Below are 15,805 nucleotides of genomic sequence, written 5' to 3'. Positions count from 1 at the left end.
AACTTAAGCTGGCAAATTAATTTCTACGGTTAAACCTTTTTCAACCTGTGTTTCAAAATTAATATTTCCCTGAATAGAAAAAATACGGTTTTCCACATTTTGGATTCCGTTGCTGCGATATTTGGCTTCAGGATCAAATCCTTTTCCATTATCTGAATAATCTATATTAAGCTTTTTACCCTTTTTCTGAAATTGAAGACTCACAAAACTGGCGTTGCTATGTTTGCTCATATTAATAAATAATTCCTGCAATACTCTATAGATCACGATCTTCTTCTCGGTTGAGATTTTATTCCATTCTATATCTTCAAGACCTTTTAGGAATAACCTGGTATTATTTGGGGTATTTTCTGAAAGCATGGAGAACAGGGCAGCATTGAAATTTTCATCTGTTTCTATACTTTTATTTTTCCTTGAAATATCACGGGTACGATTGTAAATATTTTCCATTTTATCCATTTCTGAAGCTGAAATTTTAGATTGCAATTTACCCATGAGATTGTATATATCATTCGCTAATTCATCATGAATGGTTTTTGATAAACGGGTTTCCGTTTGATAGATTTCAGCTAATTTTTCCTTTTTATGTTTTTGTTTTTGATGATAAAAATAGAAGCATGAAATTCCAATTACAAGTAGTCCCAATAGTAAGATGATTGCAAATTGATTTTTTAAATGTTTTGCCTCCAGGTCTTGTTTTTTATTTTTTGCTACAAGCTGATTTATTTCGTTTTGTTTCTTTTCCTCATCATATTTGATCTTAGCAAAGGTATTTTGAATTTCAAGTTTAGCCTGATCGATACTATCTCTATAACCTATATATTTTATGGAATAATCTTTAGATGTTTGAGGAGGACTATAGTTGATCAGGGTTTCATAAGCCTCTTTTTGTGCCCGTTCACTATTATATTTATCATAATCCAAGATTTTTTCAGCAGTTTCCATCGCCTTATTAATATCGTTTTCTTCATAGTAGGCTAATAGGTGCTCGTAACTTCTTATTACTCCGCGAAAATCTTCCATTTTCTTTCTCTCCTCGAGATTGAACAATAGTCCTTCTTCGATGTCCAGATTCTTATTGAATTTCCATGTGTTGAATAATAGAAGATCTTTAGTGTATATTTTTAAAATAGGATCACTGGCTTCCTCCGCCAGCTGTTCGGTAATTTCAAATGCCTTCTTTTCTTTACCAAGTTCAAATAAAGTAAATGCAATATTATTTTGAATTACGGGGATGCAGGTTGTGTCTGTTCCGGCGAACCTCAAAGAATTCTCAAATTCTTTTATGGCATCTTTGTAGAAATTATTGAAAATATAAGCTCTTCCAATTAGATCGTAAGCCGCGCTTATATATATTGAATCCTTTTCTTCATCAAGATATTGTAAAGATTTGGTGGCAGTCTCCTGGGAACTGCGAAAATCTTCCATAGCGCCTTCAGCTGAAGCCATATATATTAAGCTTAAACCTAATAACCGGTCATCATCGGACTGTGATGCAAGGGATTTAGCTCTAAAGGCACTTTTAAACCAATCTATATCCTTGTTAAAATTTCTATATGTCTCACTTTTGGCCAGATAAGCTTTTACCTGGAAATCTATATCTTCTTTGCTAATTGAATAATCAAGTAATGAGTCTGAATATGCTATGGCAGGCTGGTAACTCTTAAGCTTATTAAAAGTGTAAATCAGTTTTTCATAGAAATATGGCGTTAGAGAGTCGCCATTTTCTTTTGAAATTTTCAGCCCTTTTTTGTAGGACAATAATTGCTTATCAAAGTCTCTGGTAGTAGAACCTTCTTCATAAAAGCGCCTGGCATCGTCTACTTTAATATTCTTGTTCGCGCCTGATTCATATTCGCATGAAACAGTAAGAATAATTGCGAACAGAAATATAACCCTGGCCCATAAAAATTTCATGACACGAATGTATGGAATTACCTGCGTTTTCAAAGCTTTACAAATATTAAAAATATTTAGGATGCGAAATAATTAACGCGCGAAATTTACTTCAATTCTTGATTCATTTTACAAAAATTTGATTGTAATTCAGGATTATGAAAATTTAAAATAAAGCTTCAATAATTTTGTTTTCTTTAAGCCTTAGCGTTAAATCTACTATAAATAGTTTTTGTAAGAATACTTAACCAATAAATTAGCCATCACAAATAAAAAGGAACAATTATGGCAGCTTATTTCAATTCTAATCAATTAAGAACCTCTCTGCAGGATTTAGTGAAGCAATTCGTTTCCGAATGTGAAGCATGTAACGAATTATCTACAGACTGTATGGAACTTTTAAGACATAATTTTGCAGCTGAATTTGTTATGTATAATAAAGCTAGCGGGAAAATTGAGATTGGCATTGATAAGTCTGATGACTTTACCGGCTATCCTGAGATCGAAGTTTATTCTTTTAGTCTAAATGAAATCGGTAAAAAAGTTGATCATTCTTTCAAAAATAACTCGGAAGATCTTGAATTCTACGGGAAGCTTATCGGGAAAAGAAAAGGTATTGGATCGAATTCAGTCGTTCTAATGTAAAATTTATACCCCTCGGATATAAAGCAATTTTGAGAAATCAAAATTGCTTTTTTTATTTATTCTACGTTCGTTTCTTTTTTACTTCCTATATGATCCATGATCATTTTCGCATGAACTCGTGAGTTTTCAATAAACCACTTATGAGTTTCTACACCTCCACAAATCACCCCGGCTAAAAATATCCCCGGAATATTGGTTTCCATGGTCTCTCCATCGTAAAATGGAATTTTTCTCCCATCATCAGAAAGTTTTATTCCAATATCCTGCAGAAATCCAAAATTTGGTCGGTAACCAGTAAGAAGAAGAACAAAATCATTTTCGATTTTTTGGTCACCTTCAGGAGTTTGAATCACGACTTCATGTTCATCGATCTCTTTTAAAGAAGAGTTAAAATAGGCCTTAATACTACCTTCTTCAATTCTATTCACGATATCCGGTCTCACCCAATATTTTACTCGCTCTCCAATTTCCGGCTTTCTAACTACCATGGTTACATCGCCACCTTTTCGATAAATTTCTAAAGCAGCATCTACAGCTGAATTACTGGCTCCTACAACTACAGTCTTCTGAGTGGCATAATAATGCGGATCGCCATAATAATGTGATACTTTCGGAAGTTCTTCTCCTGGAATGCCTAAATAATTTGGGATGTCATAAAAACCAGTGGCAATAATTACATTTTCCGTTTGGTATTCTGTTTTAGTGCTTACTACTGTATGAACATCATTTTCAGACTTGATATCAACAACTTTTTCAAAAAGATGAATATTAACTTCATTATTCGTTACAATCCGTCTATAATATTCAAGAGCCTCTCTCTTCCCTGGTTTAGGATTGTTGCTTATAAAAGGAATATTATCTAACTCCAGTTTCTCTGAAGTTGAAAAGAACGTCATATTGGTAGGGTAGTGGTATAGCGAATTTACCAGACAACCTTTTTCCAGAATTACATAGCTTAAGCCTTTTTTTTCTGCTTCGAGGGCACAGGCAATTCCAATTGGTCCGCCACCAATGATTACGACTTGAAATTTATTAGGAATTTGCAATTTGCTTTAAGTTTTTAATGGTTTCGGGTTGATCTTCAGCTTTAAATACAAAACTACCTGCCACTAGCACATCTGCACCTGCTTTTGCAAGTTCCGCTGCATTCTTATCAGTAACACCACCGTCAATCTCGATAAGAGTCTCTGCATTGTTCATGGTAATGATTTCTTTAAGACGCTGAACTTTGTTGTAAGTATGTTCAATAAAACTTTGTCCGCCAAAACCTGGGTTTACACTCATTACGCAAACTAAGTCGATATCTTTAATGCAATCTTTCAAAAGATCTACATTGGTATGAGGATTTATGGCAACTCCGGCTTTCATACCTTCAGCTTTGATAGCCTGAAGTGTTCTATGAAGATGAGTACATGCTTCGTAATGAACGGTGAGAATATTTGCTCCTAACTCCGCGAATTCCTTGATATATCTATCAGGATCCACGATCATTAGATGAACGTCGATCGTTTTTTTAGCGTGCTGTGTTATAGCTTTAAGAACGGGCATTCCAAATGAAATATTCGGAACAAAAACTCCATCCATGATATCAATATGAAACCAGTCTGCTTCACTATTGTTGATCATTTCTACATCACGTTGTAGATTTCCAAAATCTGAAGCCAGGACTGAAGGGGCAATAAGTTTGTTGCTCATTATTGTATTGTTGTGTTTGTGTACACAAAAATACTAAGAAAAAGGAGCTTCTCTAATTCTTACTGAATAAATGACTTTAAAATCTGAGAGGCAGCTTGTTTTGCGGGTTTATCCAGAACTTCAAGATAATGCTGGTAATACTTGAAATCTGAAGTGCTATAACGTGCATCTTCCGAAATGAAATTAGATTTATAGCCATCATAGGCCTCTTTGTGAATTTCTTTTTCAAAAAGCTTGATTACATTAAAATGTCTGGAATCTTTGAGAATTCTACGGTATAATTGATCAATTTGTACCTTTTCGCCCTCAATTACCTGGAAAAAGTTACCCTCAGAATATAAAAGTAAACCGGTGATGTCCCGGCTGTTATTTTTAAATTCAGACTCCTTAAGTATTTCGTCAATCTCTGCTTCCGATAGGTCTCTGGCAGCTGAGCTCACGTAGCTTATGGCATAACGCATATCAAATTCTTTTAAAATATATGTAGGGTCTTTTGCACGGAAAAGGGAAAGTACAGAGAATAGTGTGCACTTCCAATAATATAAGAAAAAACCCCGGTCATCACTCCGGGGTCATTCATCAATCAAAAAACGAACAGTTATTTTCATGACGGTTCATCACGCCGTCACTAAACTGTTGTTGCTTTAAATATTTTAGCCAAGATACGTTTTTAAAATTTTACTTCTAGACGTATGCTTTAATCTTCTAATGGCTTTTTCTTTAATTTGACGTACTCTTTCTCTAGTTAGATCAAAAGTCTCGCCAATTTCTTCTAATGTCATAGGATGTTGATCTCCCAGTCCAAAATAAAGTCTGATCACATCAGCTTCACGCGGAGTAAGAGTTTCTAATGCACGCTCTATCTCCGTTCTTAGAGATTCATGCAATAACTCCTTATCAGGATTTGGAGATTCACCAGAACGTAATACATCGTATAGGTTAGAATCTTCTCCTTCAACTAATGGAGCATCCATAGATACGTGACGCCCGGAATTTTTCATAGATTCCTTAACGTCGTTAATCGTCATGTCAAGCTCTTTCGCGATCTCTTCAGCACTTGGCGGACGCTCATGTGACTGCTCTAAGAAAGCAAAAGTCTTGTTTATTTTATTTATTGAACCAATTTTGTTCAACGGTAGACGAACGATTCTAGATTGTTCTGCTAACGCTTGCAGGATAGATTGACGAATCCACCATACGGCGTAAGATATAAATTTAAATCCACGAGTTTCGTCAAAACGTTTCGCAGCTTTAATAAGTCCTAAGTTACCCTCATTAATAAGGTCGGGAAGGGTTAGTCCCTGGTTTTGATATTGTTTTGCTACAGAAACTACAAAACGAAGGTTCGCTTTCGTTAGTTTCTCTAAGGCACGGTTATCACCCGCTTTAATTCTTTGTGCCAATTCTACCTCTTCATCAGCGGTGATCAGGTCTACTTTTCCAATTTCTTGCAAATACTTGTCTAACGAAGCGGTTTCTCTGTTGGTAACCTGCTTCGTAATCTTCAGTTGTCTCATCTATCTTCTACTTGGATTTTAAATTGTGCATAGCTCTTGTATATAATGGTACGTAAGAAGTACTCTTAATGTTACAAAAAAATTAAATTTTTTAATTTGGGCGTTGCACTTCGTGCCGGGCTTTTCGTTTCAAGTCCTCGCTCCTTCCAGTCGCTGTGGGCTTTCCCCTACAATCCCTAACGTAAAATTAAATTCGAAAAAAATAAAATTTTTCTTTACTGCAGACGTGTAGTCGTTGATAATACTCTAAAATTTCAGGGATTTAAAAAATTACGGAAATAAAAAAAGCCCATGATAAACATGGGCTTTTTAAAAATATTAGAAGAAAGATTAGTCTCTATCTTCTCTTGGTTTTCTGTCATCACGACGATTATCACGATTACGGTTATCTCTACCGCCACGATTGTCGCGTGAACCACGATTATCACGTTTATCGTCCCTAGGAGCTCTTTCCTTAAAACCTTCTGGTTTTGGAAGAAGGGCTTTTCTGGAAACCTTGTCTTTTCTCGTCTTAGGATCTAGCCCGAAGTACTTAACGTCAAGAACATCTCCCATCTTCACAACGTCATTTACATCGTTGGTACGTTCCCAGGCAAGTTCAGAAATGTGAAGTAAAACTTCATTTCCTGGAGCATCTACATATTCTACTACTGCACCAAAATCAAGGATCTTGATCACTTTCACTTCGTATACGCTACCTTTTTCAGGTTTAAAAGTGATAGAGTCGATCTTTGCAAGAACTTTGTCGATACCTTCCTGCTGAGTTCCAAGAATTTCAACAATACCTTCTTCAGTTACCGGATCTTCATTGATCACGATCTCTGTTTTGGTCTCTTTCTGTAGTTCCTGAATCACTTTTCCACCTGGTCCAATCAATGCACCAATAAATTCGTTAGGAATTCTTCTGGTAATGATTTTTGGAGAATGTGCTTTTACATTCTGATTAGGAGCTGGAATGGTTTCAGTAAGTTTTTGAAGAATATGAAGTCTTCCTGCTCTGGCTTGTTTCAATGCGTTTACAAGGATCTCATAAGAAAGTCCCTTGATCTTAATATCCATCTGGCAGGCTGTAATACCATCTTCAGTACCTGTTACTTTAAAGTCCATATCACCAAGGTGATCTTCATCTCCTAAAATATCAGAAAGTACTGCGTAATTCTCGCCATCAGAAATTAATCCCATAGCGATACCAGAAACTGGTTTCTTAAGTTGAACACCCGCATCCATTAAGGACATAGTTCCAGCACAAACCGTTGCCATAGAAGAAGAACCGTTAGATTCTAAAACTTCAGACACCACACGTACTGTGTAAGGGCAGTCTGCTGGGATCATTCCTTTTAGTGCTCTTTGAGCCAGGTTTCCATGACCAATCTCACGTCTAGAAGTACCTCTAATTGGGTAAGCTTCTCCAGTTGAGAAAGGAGGGAAGTTATAATGTAAATAGAAAGTTTCTTCTCCCTGTTGGGTAGGTAGATCTACTTGGTTCGCTTCTCTTGAAGTACCAAGCGTTACCGTTGCTAATGCCTGCGTTTCTCCACGTGTAAAGATCGCTGAACCATGTGTAGATGGTAGGTAATCAACTTCACACCAGATAGGACGAATTTCGTCTGTCTTTCTACCGTCAAGTCTAATTCCTTCTTTAAGAGTTAGGTCACGAACAGCATTTTTATGTGCTGCTGCAAAATAACCAGAGATCATTTTACCTTTCTCCTCTAACTCCTCTTCAGAGAACATAGCTTTAACTTCTTCTTTCAGATCAGAAAAAGCCTGGCTTCTTTCTTTTTTGCTAGTTCCGCTTTTCGCGATATCGTAAGCTTTTTGGTATGTAGCCTCATGAATTTTCTTTTCAAGATCTTCATCGGTTTCCGCTACTTCATACTCACGAGTTTCTTTTTTGCCAAATGCTTCAGCAAGTCTAGTCTGAGCTTCACACTGAACTTTTATAGCTTCGTGTGCGAATTTGATAGCCTCAGCCATTTCTTCTTCTGAACATTCGTCCATCTGTCCTTCAACCATCATTACAGAATCTGCAGAAGCACCAACCATGATGTCCATATCTGCTTCAGCTAATTTTTCTCTACTCGGGTTTAGAACAAATTCGCCATTAATTCTCGCAACTCTTGCTTCTGAAATTGGAGTTTCAAAAGGAATGTCAGATAATTGAATAGCGGCAGATGCGGCTAGTCCGGCTAATGCGTCTGGCATAACTTCATCGTCATGAGACATTAACTGGATCATTACCTGAGTTTCGAATTTGTAGTCTTTAGGGAAAAGTGGACGCAAAACACGGTCTACTAAACGCATTACTAAAATTTCTTCACTGCTTGGTCTTGCTTCTCTTTTGAAGTAACCTCCTGGGAATAGACCTGCAGCAGCAAATTTTTCACGGTAATCCAATGTTAATGGAAAGAAATCCATAGTGGTAGGAGTGTATGAAGACACTACCGTACAAAGCAACATGGCATTACCCATTTGAACAACAACCGACCCGTGAGCCTGTTTTGCCAATTTACCGGTCTCGAGGGAAATGGTTCTACCATCTCCTAAATCGATAACCTCCTTAAATGTTTTTGGAATCATAATAATTTCGAATTCTTGATCTGAATAACTTCAACCAGATCATTTAGTTAAACAAAGGTCTCCGCCATCCGGACGGCCGGGTTGTGTTGTGTGTAGTTGTTTGTGGACCAATGAAAAACTACCCCTCTGGGCGACAATTTTTGAAAGCCTAATCAGGCCAATCTAATATATAAAAAAAGGGGGCACAAAGCCCCCTGAAAATTATTTTCTTAATCCTAGTTCCTTCACGATGGCACGATACCTCATGATATCCTTTTTCATCAAGTAGTCTAGAAGACTTCTTCTTTTACCAACCAATCTTACTAGAGAACGTTCTGTGTTGTAATCTTTACGATTAGTTTTAAGGTGTTCTGATAGGTGAGCAATTCTGTGAGTGAACAATGCGATTTGCCCTTCAGCTGAACCGGTATCATTCTTTCCTTTACCGTGCTTAGAGAAAATCTCTTCTTTCTTTTCTTTAGTTAAATACATTCCAATATTATTTAAATGATTTTTATGTATTGACAGTTTTTCTGTCAGGCGGCAAAGATAATACTAATTTAAATATTACCTATTGAATGCCGTATTTTTATTTATGGCAAATTATGCTCTTACAGGTTGATTCTGAATAAGATCCAAATAAAGGTTTACTTTATCTTTCAATTCTGATCTCTTGGTGATAAAGTCTAAAAAGCCTTTTTCCTTTAAAAATTCAGCAGTTTGAAAATCTTTTGGAAGATCTTTCCCTGTAGTATCTTTTACCACACGAGGACCTGCAAATCCTATCAAAGCTCCCGGTTCAGAAATATTGATGTCTCCAAGCATAGCAAAAGAAGCTGTGGTTCCACCAGTTGTTGGATCTGTAGCCAGGGATATATAAGGGATTTTAGCATCGGCCAGCTGCGCCAGCTTTACTGAAGTTTTTGCCAGCTGCATTAAAGATAAAGCGGCTTCCTGCATTCTTGCACCTCCAGATTTTGAGATGATCATGAATGGTATTTTATTTTTTAAAGCATGATCTGCAGCACGGGCAATTTTCTCCCCAACTACTGAACCCATACTTCCACCAACGAATTTAAAATCCATACAGGCAACTACCAGGTCTTTGCCTTTAGACTTTCCAACGGCACATCTAACCGCATCTTTCAATCCGGTTTTGTCTTGTGCTGCCTTAAGTCTATCTGTATATTTTTTCGTGTCTTCAAAATTCAACGGATCTTTTGAAGTCATCCCTTTATCTAATTCCTTGAATTTATTATCGTCAAAAAGAATTTTGAAATATTCATTACTTCCAATTCTAACGTGGTATCCGTCTTCAGGGCTAACATAGAAATTGCTTTCCAGCTGTTCAGCATCTACAATCTTTCCTGTTGGTGATTTATACCATAGACCTTTAGGAACATCTTTCTTCTGTTCAGTAGGGGTCTGTATTCCTTTTTGTGTCCTTTTAAACCAAGCCATTTCTTTCAATTTTTATCTGCCGATTCTCAACTTATGGCAATAAAAAACAGCCTTTTCAATACAAAAAGGGCTGTTTTTATTTTGTTCTATAATGTATTTACATTGTTAAGATCTTCGAATGCCTTCTTAAGTCTGGCTTTAAAAGTAAGCTCTCCTTCACGAAGCCATTTACGAGGATCATAATATTTTTTATTTGGTACGTCGTCACCATCAGGATTACCAATTTGAGTAGCAAGATAATCTTTCTTCTCACCCATATAATCTCTAATTCCTTCCAAAAAGGCATATTGAAGATCTGTATCAATATTCATTTTAATAACACCGTAACCAATTGCTTCTCTAATTTCTTCAACTGTAGAACCGCTTCCTCCATGGAAGACGAAATCTATGTGATTTTCTTCTACGTTGTATTTTTTTGTGATATACTCCTGAGAGTTCTTAAGAATTTTTGGAGTTAGTTTTACGTTTCCCGGTTTGTACACTCCGTGAACATTTCCAAATGCTGCGGCAATCGTAAATTGATCACTTACTTTGCTTAATTCTTCATAAGCGTAAGCAACCTCTTCTGGCTGGGTATAAAGTTTTGAAGAATCTACATCTGTATTATCAACTCCGTCTTCTTCACCACCGGTAATTCCTAATTCAATTTCCAGAGTCATGCCCATTTTAGACATTCTTTGTAAATATTCTTTACAGATCTCGATGTTTTCTTCAAGAGGTTCCTCTGAAAGATCTATCATGTGTGAGCTGTATAGAGGCTTTCCGAATTGCTCATAATGCTTTTCACTGGCATCAAGTAAACCGTCAATCCATGGAAGTAGTTTTTTCGCACAGTGGTCTGTGTGCATAATTACTGTAGCTCCATAGGCTTTAGCCATTTCATGAACATGCTTTGCACCGGCAATACCACCAGCGATAGCAGCCTTTTCATTTTCATTTGAAAGTCCTTTACCAGCATTAAACTGGGCACCACCATTTGAAAATTGAATGATAACCGGAGATTTCAATTCAGCAGCAGTTTCCAGAACAGCATTAATACTGCTTGATCCAATAACATTTACTGCCGGCAATGCAAAACCTTTTTCCTTTGCATAATTAAAAATTTCCTGAACTTCTTTTCCCGTGGCTACGCCTGGTTTAATATTGTGATTCATAACTTTTTATTGATTAGACTTACAAAAATAAGAAAATAAACTGGCTTAAAAAGGATAATTGATACCTACGTTATAAACGGCATGGTTAAAATTATATTCCTGAAACCATCGATCGCCTTCAGCTCTTGCGGGATCGTGTGTTTTGAAGCCAATATCGAATCGAAGTACAAAAAAGTTAAAGTCGTATCTGAGTCCGAAACCGCTCCCGACTGCCAACTCTTTCAGGTCTGAAAATCCTTCAAAAACAAATTCATCAAGTGTATTAGAATCCAGAACATTCCAGATATTACCAACATCTACAAACAAAGCTCCTTTAAAATCTTCTATCAAACCAAAGCGATATTCGGCATTAAAGGCCAGTTTCATGTTCGCTTCATTGAATTCTAAAATACTTCCGCTACTTCCTGGTCCTAAATCGTAAGCCTGCCATGCTCGGTTATCGTTAGGTCCCCCAGCAAAGAAAGTTTTAGTTATCGGAATGTTGGTTGCGTTACCGTAAGGAATTGCTATTCCTCCAAAACTTCTAACGGCAAAAACCTGGTCCTTGCCAATATCCCAATGTTTGATAAAATCAAGTTCAGTTTTTACATACTGAGAAAAAGCAACACCTAAAACTTTGTCTTTACCCTGTTCATTTTGTTCATAATCAAATATTCCCGATAATGCTGAAAGAACATTTCCTGCAGTTTCAATTTTAAATCGGAAACGTGAAAATTCCTTATCATATAGGCTTTCTCTGGTATTCCATAAGTAAGTATATGCGGAAGCGAAAATCAGGTTGTTTTCGGTAAGTCTAAGCTTACGCTCATAGATATCCAAGACGTTCAGAAAATTATCTAGATTCAGTCCAGTATTGGGAAAATCATCAGAAATCACATAATTGATGAATTCATCAGCCTCGTCAGGAATTTCCAATGTTGGTTGTGCATTGGGATCGTTGAATTGAAAATTACTTGATCGGGCAATTTCATTCAGCTCCTCAAATGAATTTCGGTAGACATTAAAGTAATTCTCAGTATTTAAATTTCGGACATACTGAATATTCAAGAGATCAAAGCTATTGGAAAGCTTTCTTGAAGGTTTCCAGCTATAATTCAGTATTCCGGAAAATGTTTGTTTATCAAGTCCTATATTTCTTTGGGTACTGAAACCGAGGCTCATATTGGTGAAGGGCGACATATATTTAGGAATGATCCTTTCTGTGTCTATCGGTAGAAATATCCTGGGCAGACTTAATTTCATATCGGCACCCACTTCAGTAATATCAAAAAATCGATTATCGTTATTACTTCCGGCAGCATCGGTTGAAGAGGCGATACTTCCCCTTCCGGATAATTCCAGATTTTCCAGTCCGCCAAAAATATTCCTTATCAGGAATGAACCTCCAAAACCAATTCCAAATTCCTGAATGTTACTTTGCGATACATCAAAATCAAAGCCTAAAGAATATTTAGGCAGAGGAGAAAGGAAAATATTCGTAACCAGGTCAGTTCTGGTGCTATCTTCAGGATCTAAAGTATATTGAATATCGGGATATTTAAAAATCCTCAAAGCATTTAACCTGTTGTAAGTCCGTGTTCTGTCGGTATCGCTATATACATTTCCTGGCTTGACAAAAATGGCATCGCTAATCGCTTCAGGTTTATACCGCATTTTGTCGAAACTGTACATAGAGTAACCCTCATGAAAAGAACTGTCTGTAAGAACTTCGTTTCTCTTTGCGTACGCGTAATCTGTAAAAATATTAACCTTGCTAACTTTATGTATCTTAAACGGAACTCTGGAAGTGCTATCGCCAACATTATTCCGCTGATTTTTGATGATTAGCGTGGTATTTACTTTATAATCGGTTTCAACGGTGTCTGCATCAAAACTGATGTATTCCTGGTCAAAATTATAAACCCCATTATTTCTGAAAAGTTCTGAAAGTCGGTCCCTTTCAGCATTAAAATCAAGGGTGTTGTATTGAACTCCAGATTTAATTGCACTTTCGTTTTTATGCAATTCGTACAAAGAATCCAATGCTTTGGAAGTGATATCAGTGTTTATCGAATCTATGATGTAAGGTGTATGAGGAGTAACATAATATTCAACCCTCGCTCTTTTTTCTTTGTCTTCGATCGGGAAAATTTTATAATCGGTCTCTACGTTGAACCACCCATTATTCCAATACCATGATTGTAGCCTGTTGACAGATTTTTTTGTATCCTCTTCACTAACGATAACAGGCGACTCTCCGGTACGTTTCAGCCAGTCGTTAAATTCTCCTCGGGAATGCAGGTATTTATCAAACTGTTTTTTAGAAAGTAATCCTATCAACTTTCTTTTCTTGTTTTCGTTTTCTAGAAATTTTACCGTGAGAATACTATCGATATCAGGCCTAGCCAGGTTGTAAACGTGCAGCCCAAGAGGGAAGTTTAGGATACGGGTATTAGGCTTTTGGTAAAGCTGATTGTAGATTCTGGAATCTTTTATTTCTTCACCATTCCTGAATATTTCATTTTTGACCAGTAAATTTTGGTCAGCATCCAGTCTTTTTACGGCGTTACAGCTAATTATTAAGACGAAGGTTAAAAAAAATAATAATATTTTTGCGAAAAGCCGTTTCAAACAAAGATGTTTAGTGGCTCAAAAATACATTTTTTTAATGCTTAGCAAAAGCCAGATTAAGTTAATAAAAAGTCTTTCCCAAAAAAAGTATAGAAATAAACATGAACTTTTTGCAGTAGAAGGAGTGAAAGGCGTCAAGGAATTCCTGAATTCTGATTTTGAGCTGGTTTCACTATTTTCAACCGAATTGAATTTTGAAGTAGAGGATGAGAAATTTCAAGAGGTTTCCGAAAATGAATTAAAAAAGATCAGTTTTCTTTCATCGCCACAAAAAGCATTGGCGATTTTCAAAATTCCGAGACCTTCAGATTTAAAAATTTCGGGATTGATCGTTTGTCTTGATGGTATTCGTGATCCTGGAAATCTGGGAACAATTATTCGTTTATGTGACTGGTTTGGAATTGATGAACTAGTCTGTTCCAATGATACTGTTGATTGTTATAATCCTAAAGTGATTCAGGCAAGTATGGGATCTATGACTCGCGTGAAAATAAGTTATACTGATCTGGAGATTCTTCTCAGAAATAATTCTGAAATTCCAATAATTGGAACTTTGTTAAATGGTGAAAATATATATTCACAAGAGTTACCAAAGGAAGGAATAATCGTGATGGGTAATGAGGCGAATGGAATTTCAGAAAAAATCCAAAAACTTATTACTAAAAAAATAACCATCCCGCAATTTGGAAGCCTTCAGGAAACTGAAAGTTTAAATGTAGCTACAGCGACTTCCATCGTTCTAAGTGAGTTCAGACGCAGGTCTTTTACTATTGAAAAGTAAAATTGACAAATATAGCTCTAGTGGACATTTTATCTACATTTCCCGTATAAAGACTATTTGGATCAACATCTCTAATTAACTCATCGTTAATGGCGAATACGCCTCTAATGGAAGGAGATAATTTGAAATAATACAGGTATAGGTCAATTCCAAAACCAATTTCGTAGTAGTAAGTATTGGTGGTCATTCGAAACTGGCCTGCACTATTGTCGTCAGGGTTATTTTCGTTACTGCTCAAATTAATAGAGGTTGAGATACCCCCTGTAACGAACGGCCTGAAATTATTTAGCCTGTTTGCGTTGAATTTTACCAATAACGGAATATGAACGTAGGTAGAACTGATCTCCCTATAAGTATCAGCATCCGCTCTGATCGCCTGAAAACCTCGAGTACTGAAATTCACTCCCGGCTCTAATCTTAGATCAACATTGTTATTTAATCGCAAATTCCCAATTAACCCAACATTGAAACCCATTCTTGTCTCAACTATAAGATCCTGACCGGTTACAGGACTGGGATTGTATTCTTCATAATCGAAATTAAAGTCATAACTGTTAAGTCCAAGAAAATATCCCCAAGACCAACGCTGCTGATCAAAATTCTGTTGATTGAGTACACGTTCGCCGGAAAATATCTGCGACTGAGCAGTATTATAACTTAAAGCAATAAGAACTATCGCAATTAATTTTCTCATGGTATTACTTTGAAGCAATATAAATTGTTGAAACGCCAAATGTTTGTGGCAGATCTTCTACATCTATAAACCCGATTTTCTTTAAAATATTGTTGAAAGTAATTCCGTATGGAAAATTAGCGGCACTTTCACTTAAATAGGAATAAGCGTCTTTGTCTTTCGAGAAAATTTTTCCGATAACAGGTAAAATAAGATTAGAATATAAACGGTAACCCTGTTTGTAGGGAAATTTGGTTGGCACCGAAGTTTCCAATACTACGAAAATACCACCGGGTTTCAAAACCCTTAAGATTTCTTCAAGTCCTTTTTCCAGATTTTCAAAATTACGTACCCCAAATGCCACAGTGATCGCATCAAATGAATTATCCTCAAACGGTAGATTTTCTGAATCTCCCTGGATCATTTCAATTTTTGCATCAATACCTCTTTCAGCGATTTTTCGTCGTCCAACCTTTAGCATTCCTTCAGACAGGTCTAAACCTACGATTCTCTGAGCGCCAGTATTCACCATCTGAATTGCGAGATCACCTGTTCCGGTTGCAATATCAAGGATGCTTTCTGGATTGGTCGCAGCAACAGTCGCAACCACCTTTTTTCTCCATTTTACATCTGTGCCTAAAGAAATAACCCTGTTGAGTCCGTCGTAATTGCCGGATATGTTGTCAAACATCTGCTCAACCTGTTTTTTCTTTGTGAGTTTAGAATCCTTATAAGGTGTTACCTTCTTACTCATAGAAAAAATTTGGTTCAAAGATAACCGATATGCTTAAAATACCTTGTTAATCAATAAAAT

General features: G+C 36.5%; 14 protein-coding genes. 2 read left to right on the top strand and 12 right to left on the bottom strand.

Going from position 1 to position 15,805, the window contains the following annotated elements; genetic code table 11:
- Positions 1-3: 3 nt before the first annotated feature.
- Positions 4-1,950: a sensor histidine kinase gene (locus tag AC2S94_RS01090; protein ID WP_484629672.1), complete on the bottom strand. Its 1,947-nt coding sequence runs from the start codon at positions 1,948-1,950 to the stop codon at positions 4-6.
- A 231-nt stretch (positions 1,951-2,181) separates the two neighbouring features.
- Between AC2S94_RS01090 and AC2S94_RS01085 the strand changes: the two genes are divergently transcribed.
- Entirely contained in the window at positions 2,182-2,541 is a 360-nt protein-coding gene (locus AC2S94_RS01085; RefSeq protein WP_484629671.1) for a hypothetical protein, read from the top strand.
- Positions 2,542-2,597: 56 nt separating this feature from the next.
- Here AC2S94_RS01085 and AC2S94_RS01080 read toward each other — a convergent pair whose 3' ends face one another.
- The 9 genes from AC2S94_RS01080 to tamL form a co-directional block, all read right to left on the bottom strand.
- Positions 2,598-3,587, bottom strand: a complete 990-nt coding sequence (locus tag AC2S94_RS01080; RefSeq protein ID WP_484629670.1) for a YpdA family putative bacillithiol disulfide reductase — start codon at positions 3,585-3,587, stop codon at positions 2,598-2,600.
- Positions 3,574-4,236, bottom strand: coding sequence for a ribulose-phosphate 3-epimerase (rpe, locus tag AC2S94_RS01075; protein WP_484629669.1), 663 nt, complete (start codon positions 4,234-4,236; stop codon positions 3,574-3,576). The genes AC2S94_RS01080 and rpe overlap by 14 nt, the downstream gene beginning before the upstream one ends.
- 59 nt (positions 4,237-4,295) lie before the next feature.
- On the bottom strand, positions 4,296-4,697 hold the full coding sequence (locus AC2S94_RS01070) for a BLUF domain-containing protein (RefSeq protein ID WP_484629668.1): 402 nt from the start codon (positions 4,695-4,697) through the stop codon (positions 4,296-4,298).
- A 192-nt stretch (positions 4,698-4,889) separates the two neighbouring features.
- Positions 4,890-5,753, bottom strand: coding sequence for a sigma-70 family RNA polymerase sigma factor (locus AC2S94_RS01065; protein WP_072552879.1), 864 nt, complete (start codon positions 5,751-5,753; stop codon positions 4,890-4,892).
- Between the two features lie 330 nt (positions 5,754-6,083).
- A complete protein-coding gene (locus AC2S94_RS01060) occupies positions 6,084-8,333 on the bottom strand; it encodes a polyribonucleotide nucleotidyltransferase (RefSeq protein ID WP_484629667.1) in 2,250 nt (749 codons plus the stop codon).
- A 201-nt stretch (positions 8,334-8,534) separates the two neighbouring features.
- Positions 8,535-8,804, bottom strand: coding sequence for a 30S ribosomal protein S15 (rpsO, locus tag AC2S94_RS01055; RefSeq protein WP_484629666.1), 270 nt, complete (start codon positions 8,802-8,804; stop codon positions 8,535-8,537).
- 111 nt (positions 8,805-8,915) lie between these two features.
- Positions 8,916-9,773 carry an acetyl-CoA carboxylase, carboxyltransferase subunit beta gene (gene accD, locus AC2S94_RS01050; RefSeq protein ID WP_484629665.1) on the bottom strand — a complete coding sequence of 286 codons (858 nt, stop codon included), beginning with the start codon at positions 9,771-9,773 and terminating at the stop codon, positions 8,916-8,918.
- An 86-nt stretch (positions 9,774-9,859) separates the two neighbouring features.
- Entirely contained in the window at positions 9,860-10,927 is a 1,068-nt protein-coding gene (gene fbaA, locus AC2S94_RS01045; protein ID WP_484629664.1) for a class II fructose-bisphosphate aldolase, read from the bottom strand.
- A gap of 45 nt (positions 10,928-10,972) precedes the next feature.
- A complete protein-coding gene (tamL, locus tag AC2S94_RS01040) occupies positions 10,973-13,537 on the bottom strand; it encodes a translocation and assembly module lipoprotein TamL (RefSeq protein ID WP_484629663.1) in 2,565 nt (854 codons plus the stop codon).
- 37 nt (positions 13,538-13,574) lie between these two features.
- Here tamL and AC2S94_RS01035 point away from each other — a divergent pair, with 37 nt between their 5' ends.
- Positions 13,575-14,318, top strand: coding sequence for a TrmH family RNA methyltransferase (locus AC2S94_RS01035; RefSeq protein ID WP_484629662.1), 744 nt, complete (start codon positions 13,575-13,577; stop codon positions 14,316-14,318).
- On the opposite strand, the gene porT is transcribed toward AC2S94_RS01035, so the two are convergent.
- Both porT and ubiE read right to left on the bottom strand, forming a co-directional pair.
- On the bottom strand, positions 14,305-15,012 hold the full coding sequence (gene porT, locus AC2S94_RS01030; protein ID WP_484629661.1) for a type IX secretion/gliding motility protein PorT/SprT: 708 nt from the start codon (positions 15,010-15,012) through the stop codon (positions 14,305-14,307). The genes AC2S94_RS01035 and porT overlap by 14 nt on opposite strands.
- A 4-nt stretch (positions 15,013-15,016) precedes the next feature.
- Positions 15,017-15,745: a bifunctional demethylmenaquinone methyltransferase/2-methoxy-6-polyprenyl-1,4-benzoquinol methylase UbiE gene (ubiE, locus tag AC2S94_RS01025; RefSeq protein WP_484629660.1), complete on the bottom strand. Its 729-nt coding sequence runs from the start codon at positions 15,743-15,745 to the stop codon at positions 15,017-15,019.
- Between the last annotated feature and the right edge of the window lie 60 nt (positions 15,746-15,805).

The organism is Christiangramia pacifica, from assembly GCF_057221535.1.
Note: the sequence above shows the minus strand (reverse complement) of the source record. Positions and strands in the feature narration are given on the sequence as shown.

Bases quoted from the DNA above. Each gene is read 5' to 3' on its own strand.
- AC2S94_RS01085 (WP_484629671.1), top strand. From the start codon at position 2,182: ATGGCAGCTTATTTCAATTCTAATCAATTAAGAACCTCTCTGCAGGAT.
- rpe (WP_484629669.1), bottom strand. From the start codon at position 4,236: ATGAGCAACAAACTTATTGCCCCTTCAGTCCTGGCTTCAGATTTTGGA.
- AC2S94_RS01070 (WP_484629668.1), bottom strand. From the start codon at position 4,697: ATGCGTTATGCCATAAGCTACGTGAGCTCAGCTGCCAGAGACCTATCG.
- AC2S94_RS01065 (WP_072552879.1), bottom strand. From the start codon at position 5,753: ATGAGACAACTGAAGATTACGAAGCAGGTTACCAACAGAGAAACCGCT.
- AC2S94_RS01060 (WP_484629667.1), bottom strand. From the start codon at position 8,333: ATGATTCCAAAAACATTTAAGGAGGTTATCGATTTAGGAGATGGTAGA.
- rpsO (WP_484629666.1), bottom strand. From the start codon at position 8,804: ATGTATTTAACTAAAGAAAAGAAAGAAGAGATTTTCTCTAAGCACGGT.
- accD (WP_484629665.1), bottom strand. From the start codon at position 9,773: ATGGCTTGGTTTAAAAGGACACAAAAAGGAATACAGACCCCTACTGAA.
- fbaA (WP_484629664.1), bottom strand. From the start codon at position 10,927: ATGAATCACAATATTAAACCAGGCGTAGCCACGGGAAAAGAAGTTCAG.
- AC2S94_RS01035 (WP_484629662.1), top strand. From the start codon at position 13,575: ATGCTTAGCAAAAGCCAGATTAAGTTAATAAAAAGTCTTTCCCAAAAA.
- porT (WP_484629661.1), bottom strand. From the start codon at position 15,012: ATGAGAAAATTAATTGCGATAGTTCTTATTGCTTTAAGTTATAATACT.
- ubiE (WP_484629660.1), bottom strand. From the start codon at position 15,745: ATGAGTAAGAAGGTAACACCTTATAAGGATTCTAAACTCACAAAGAAA.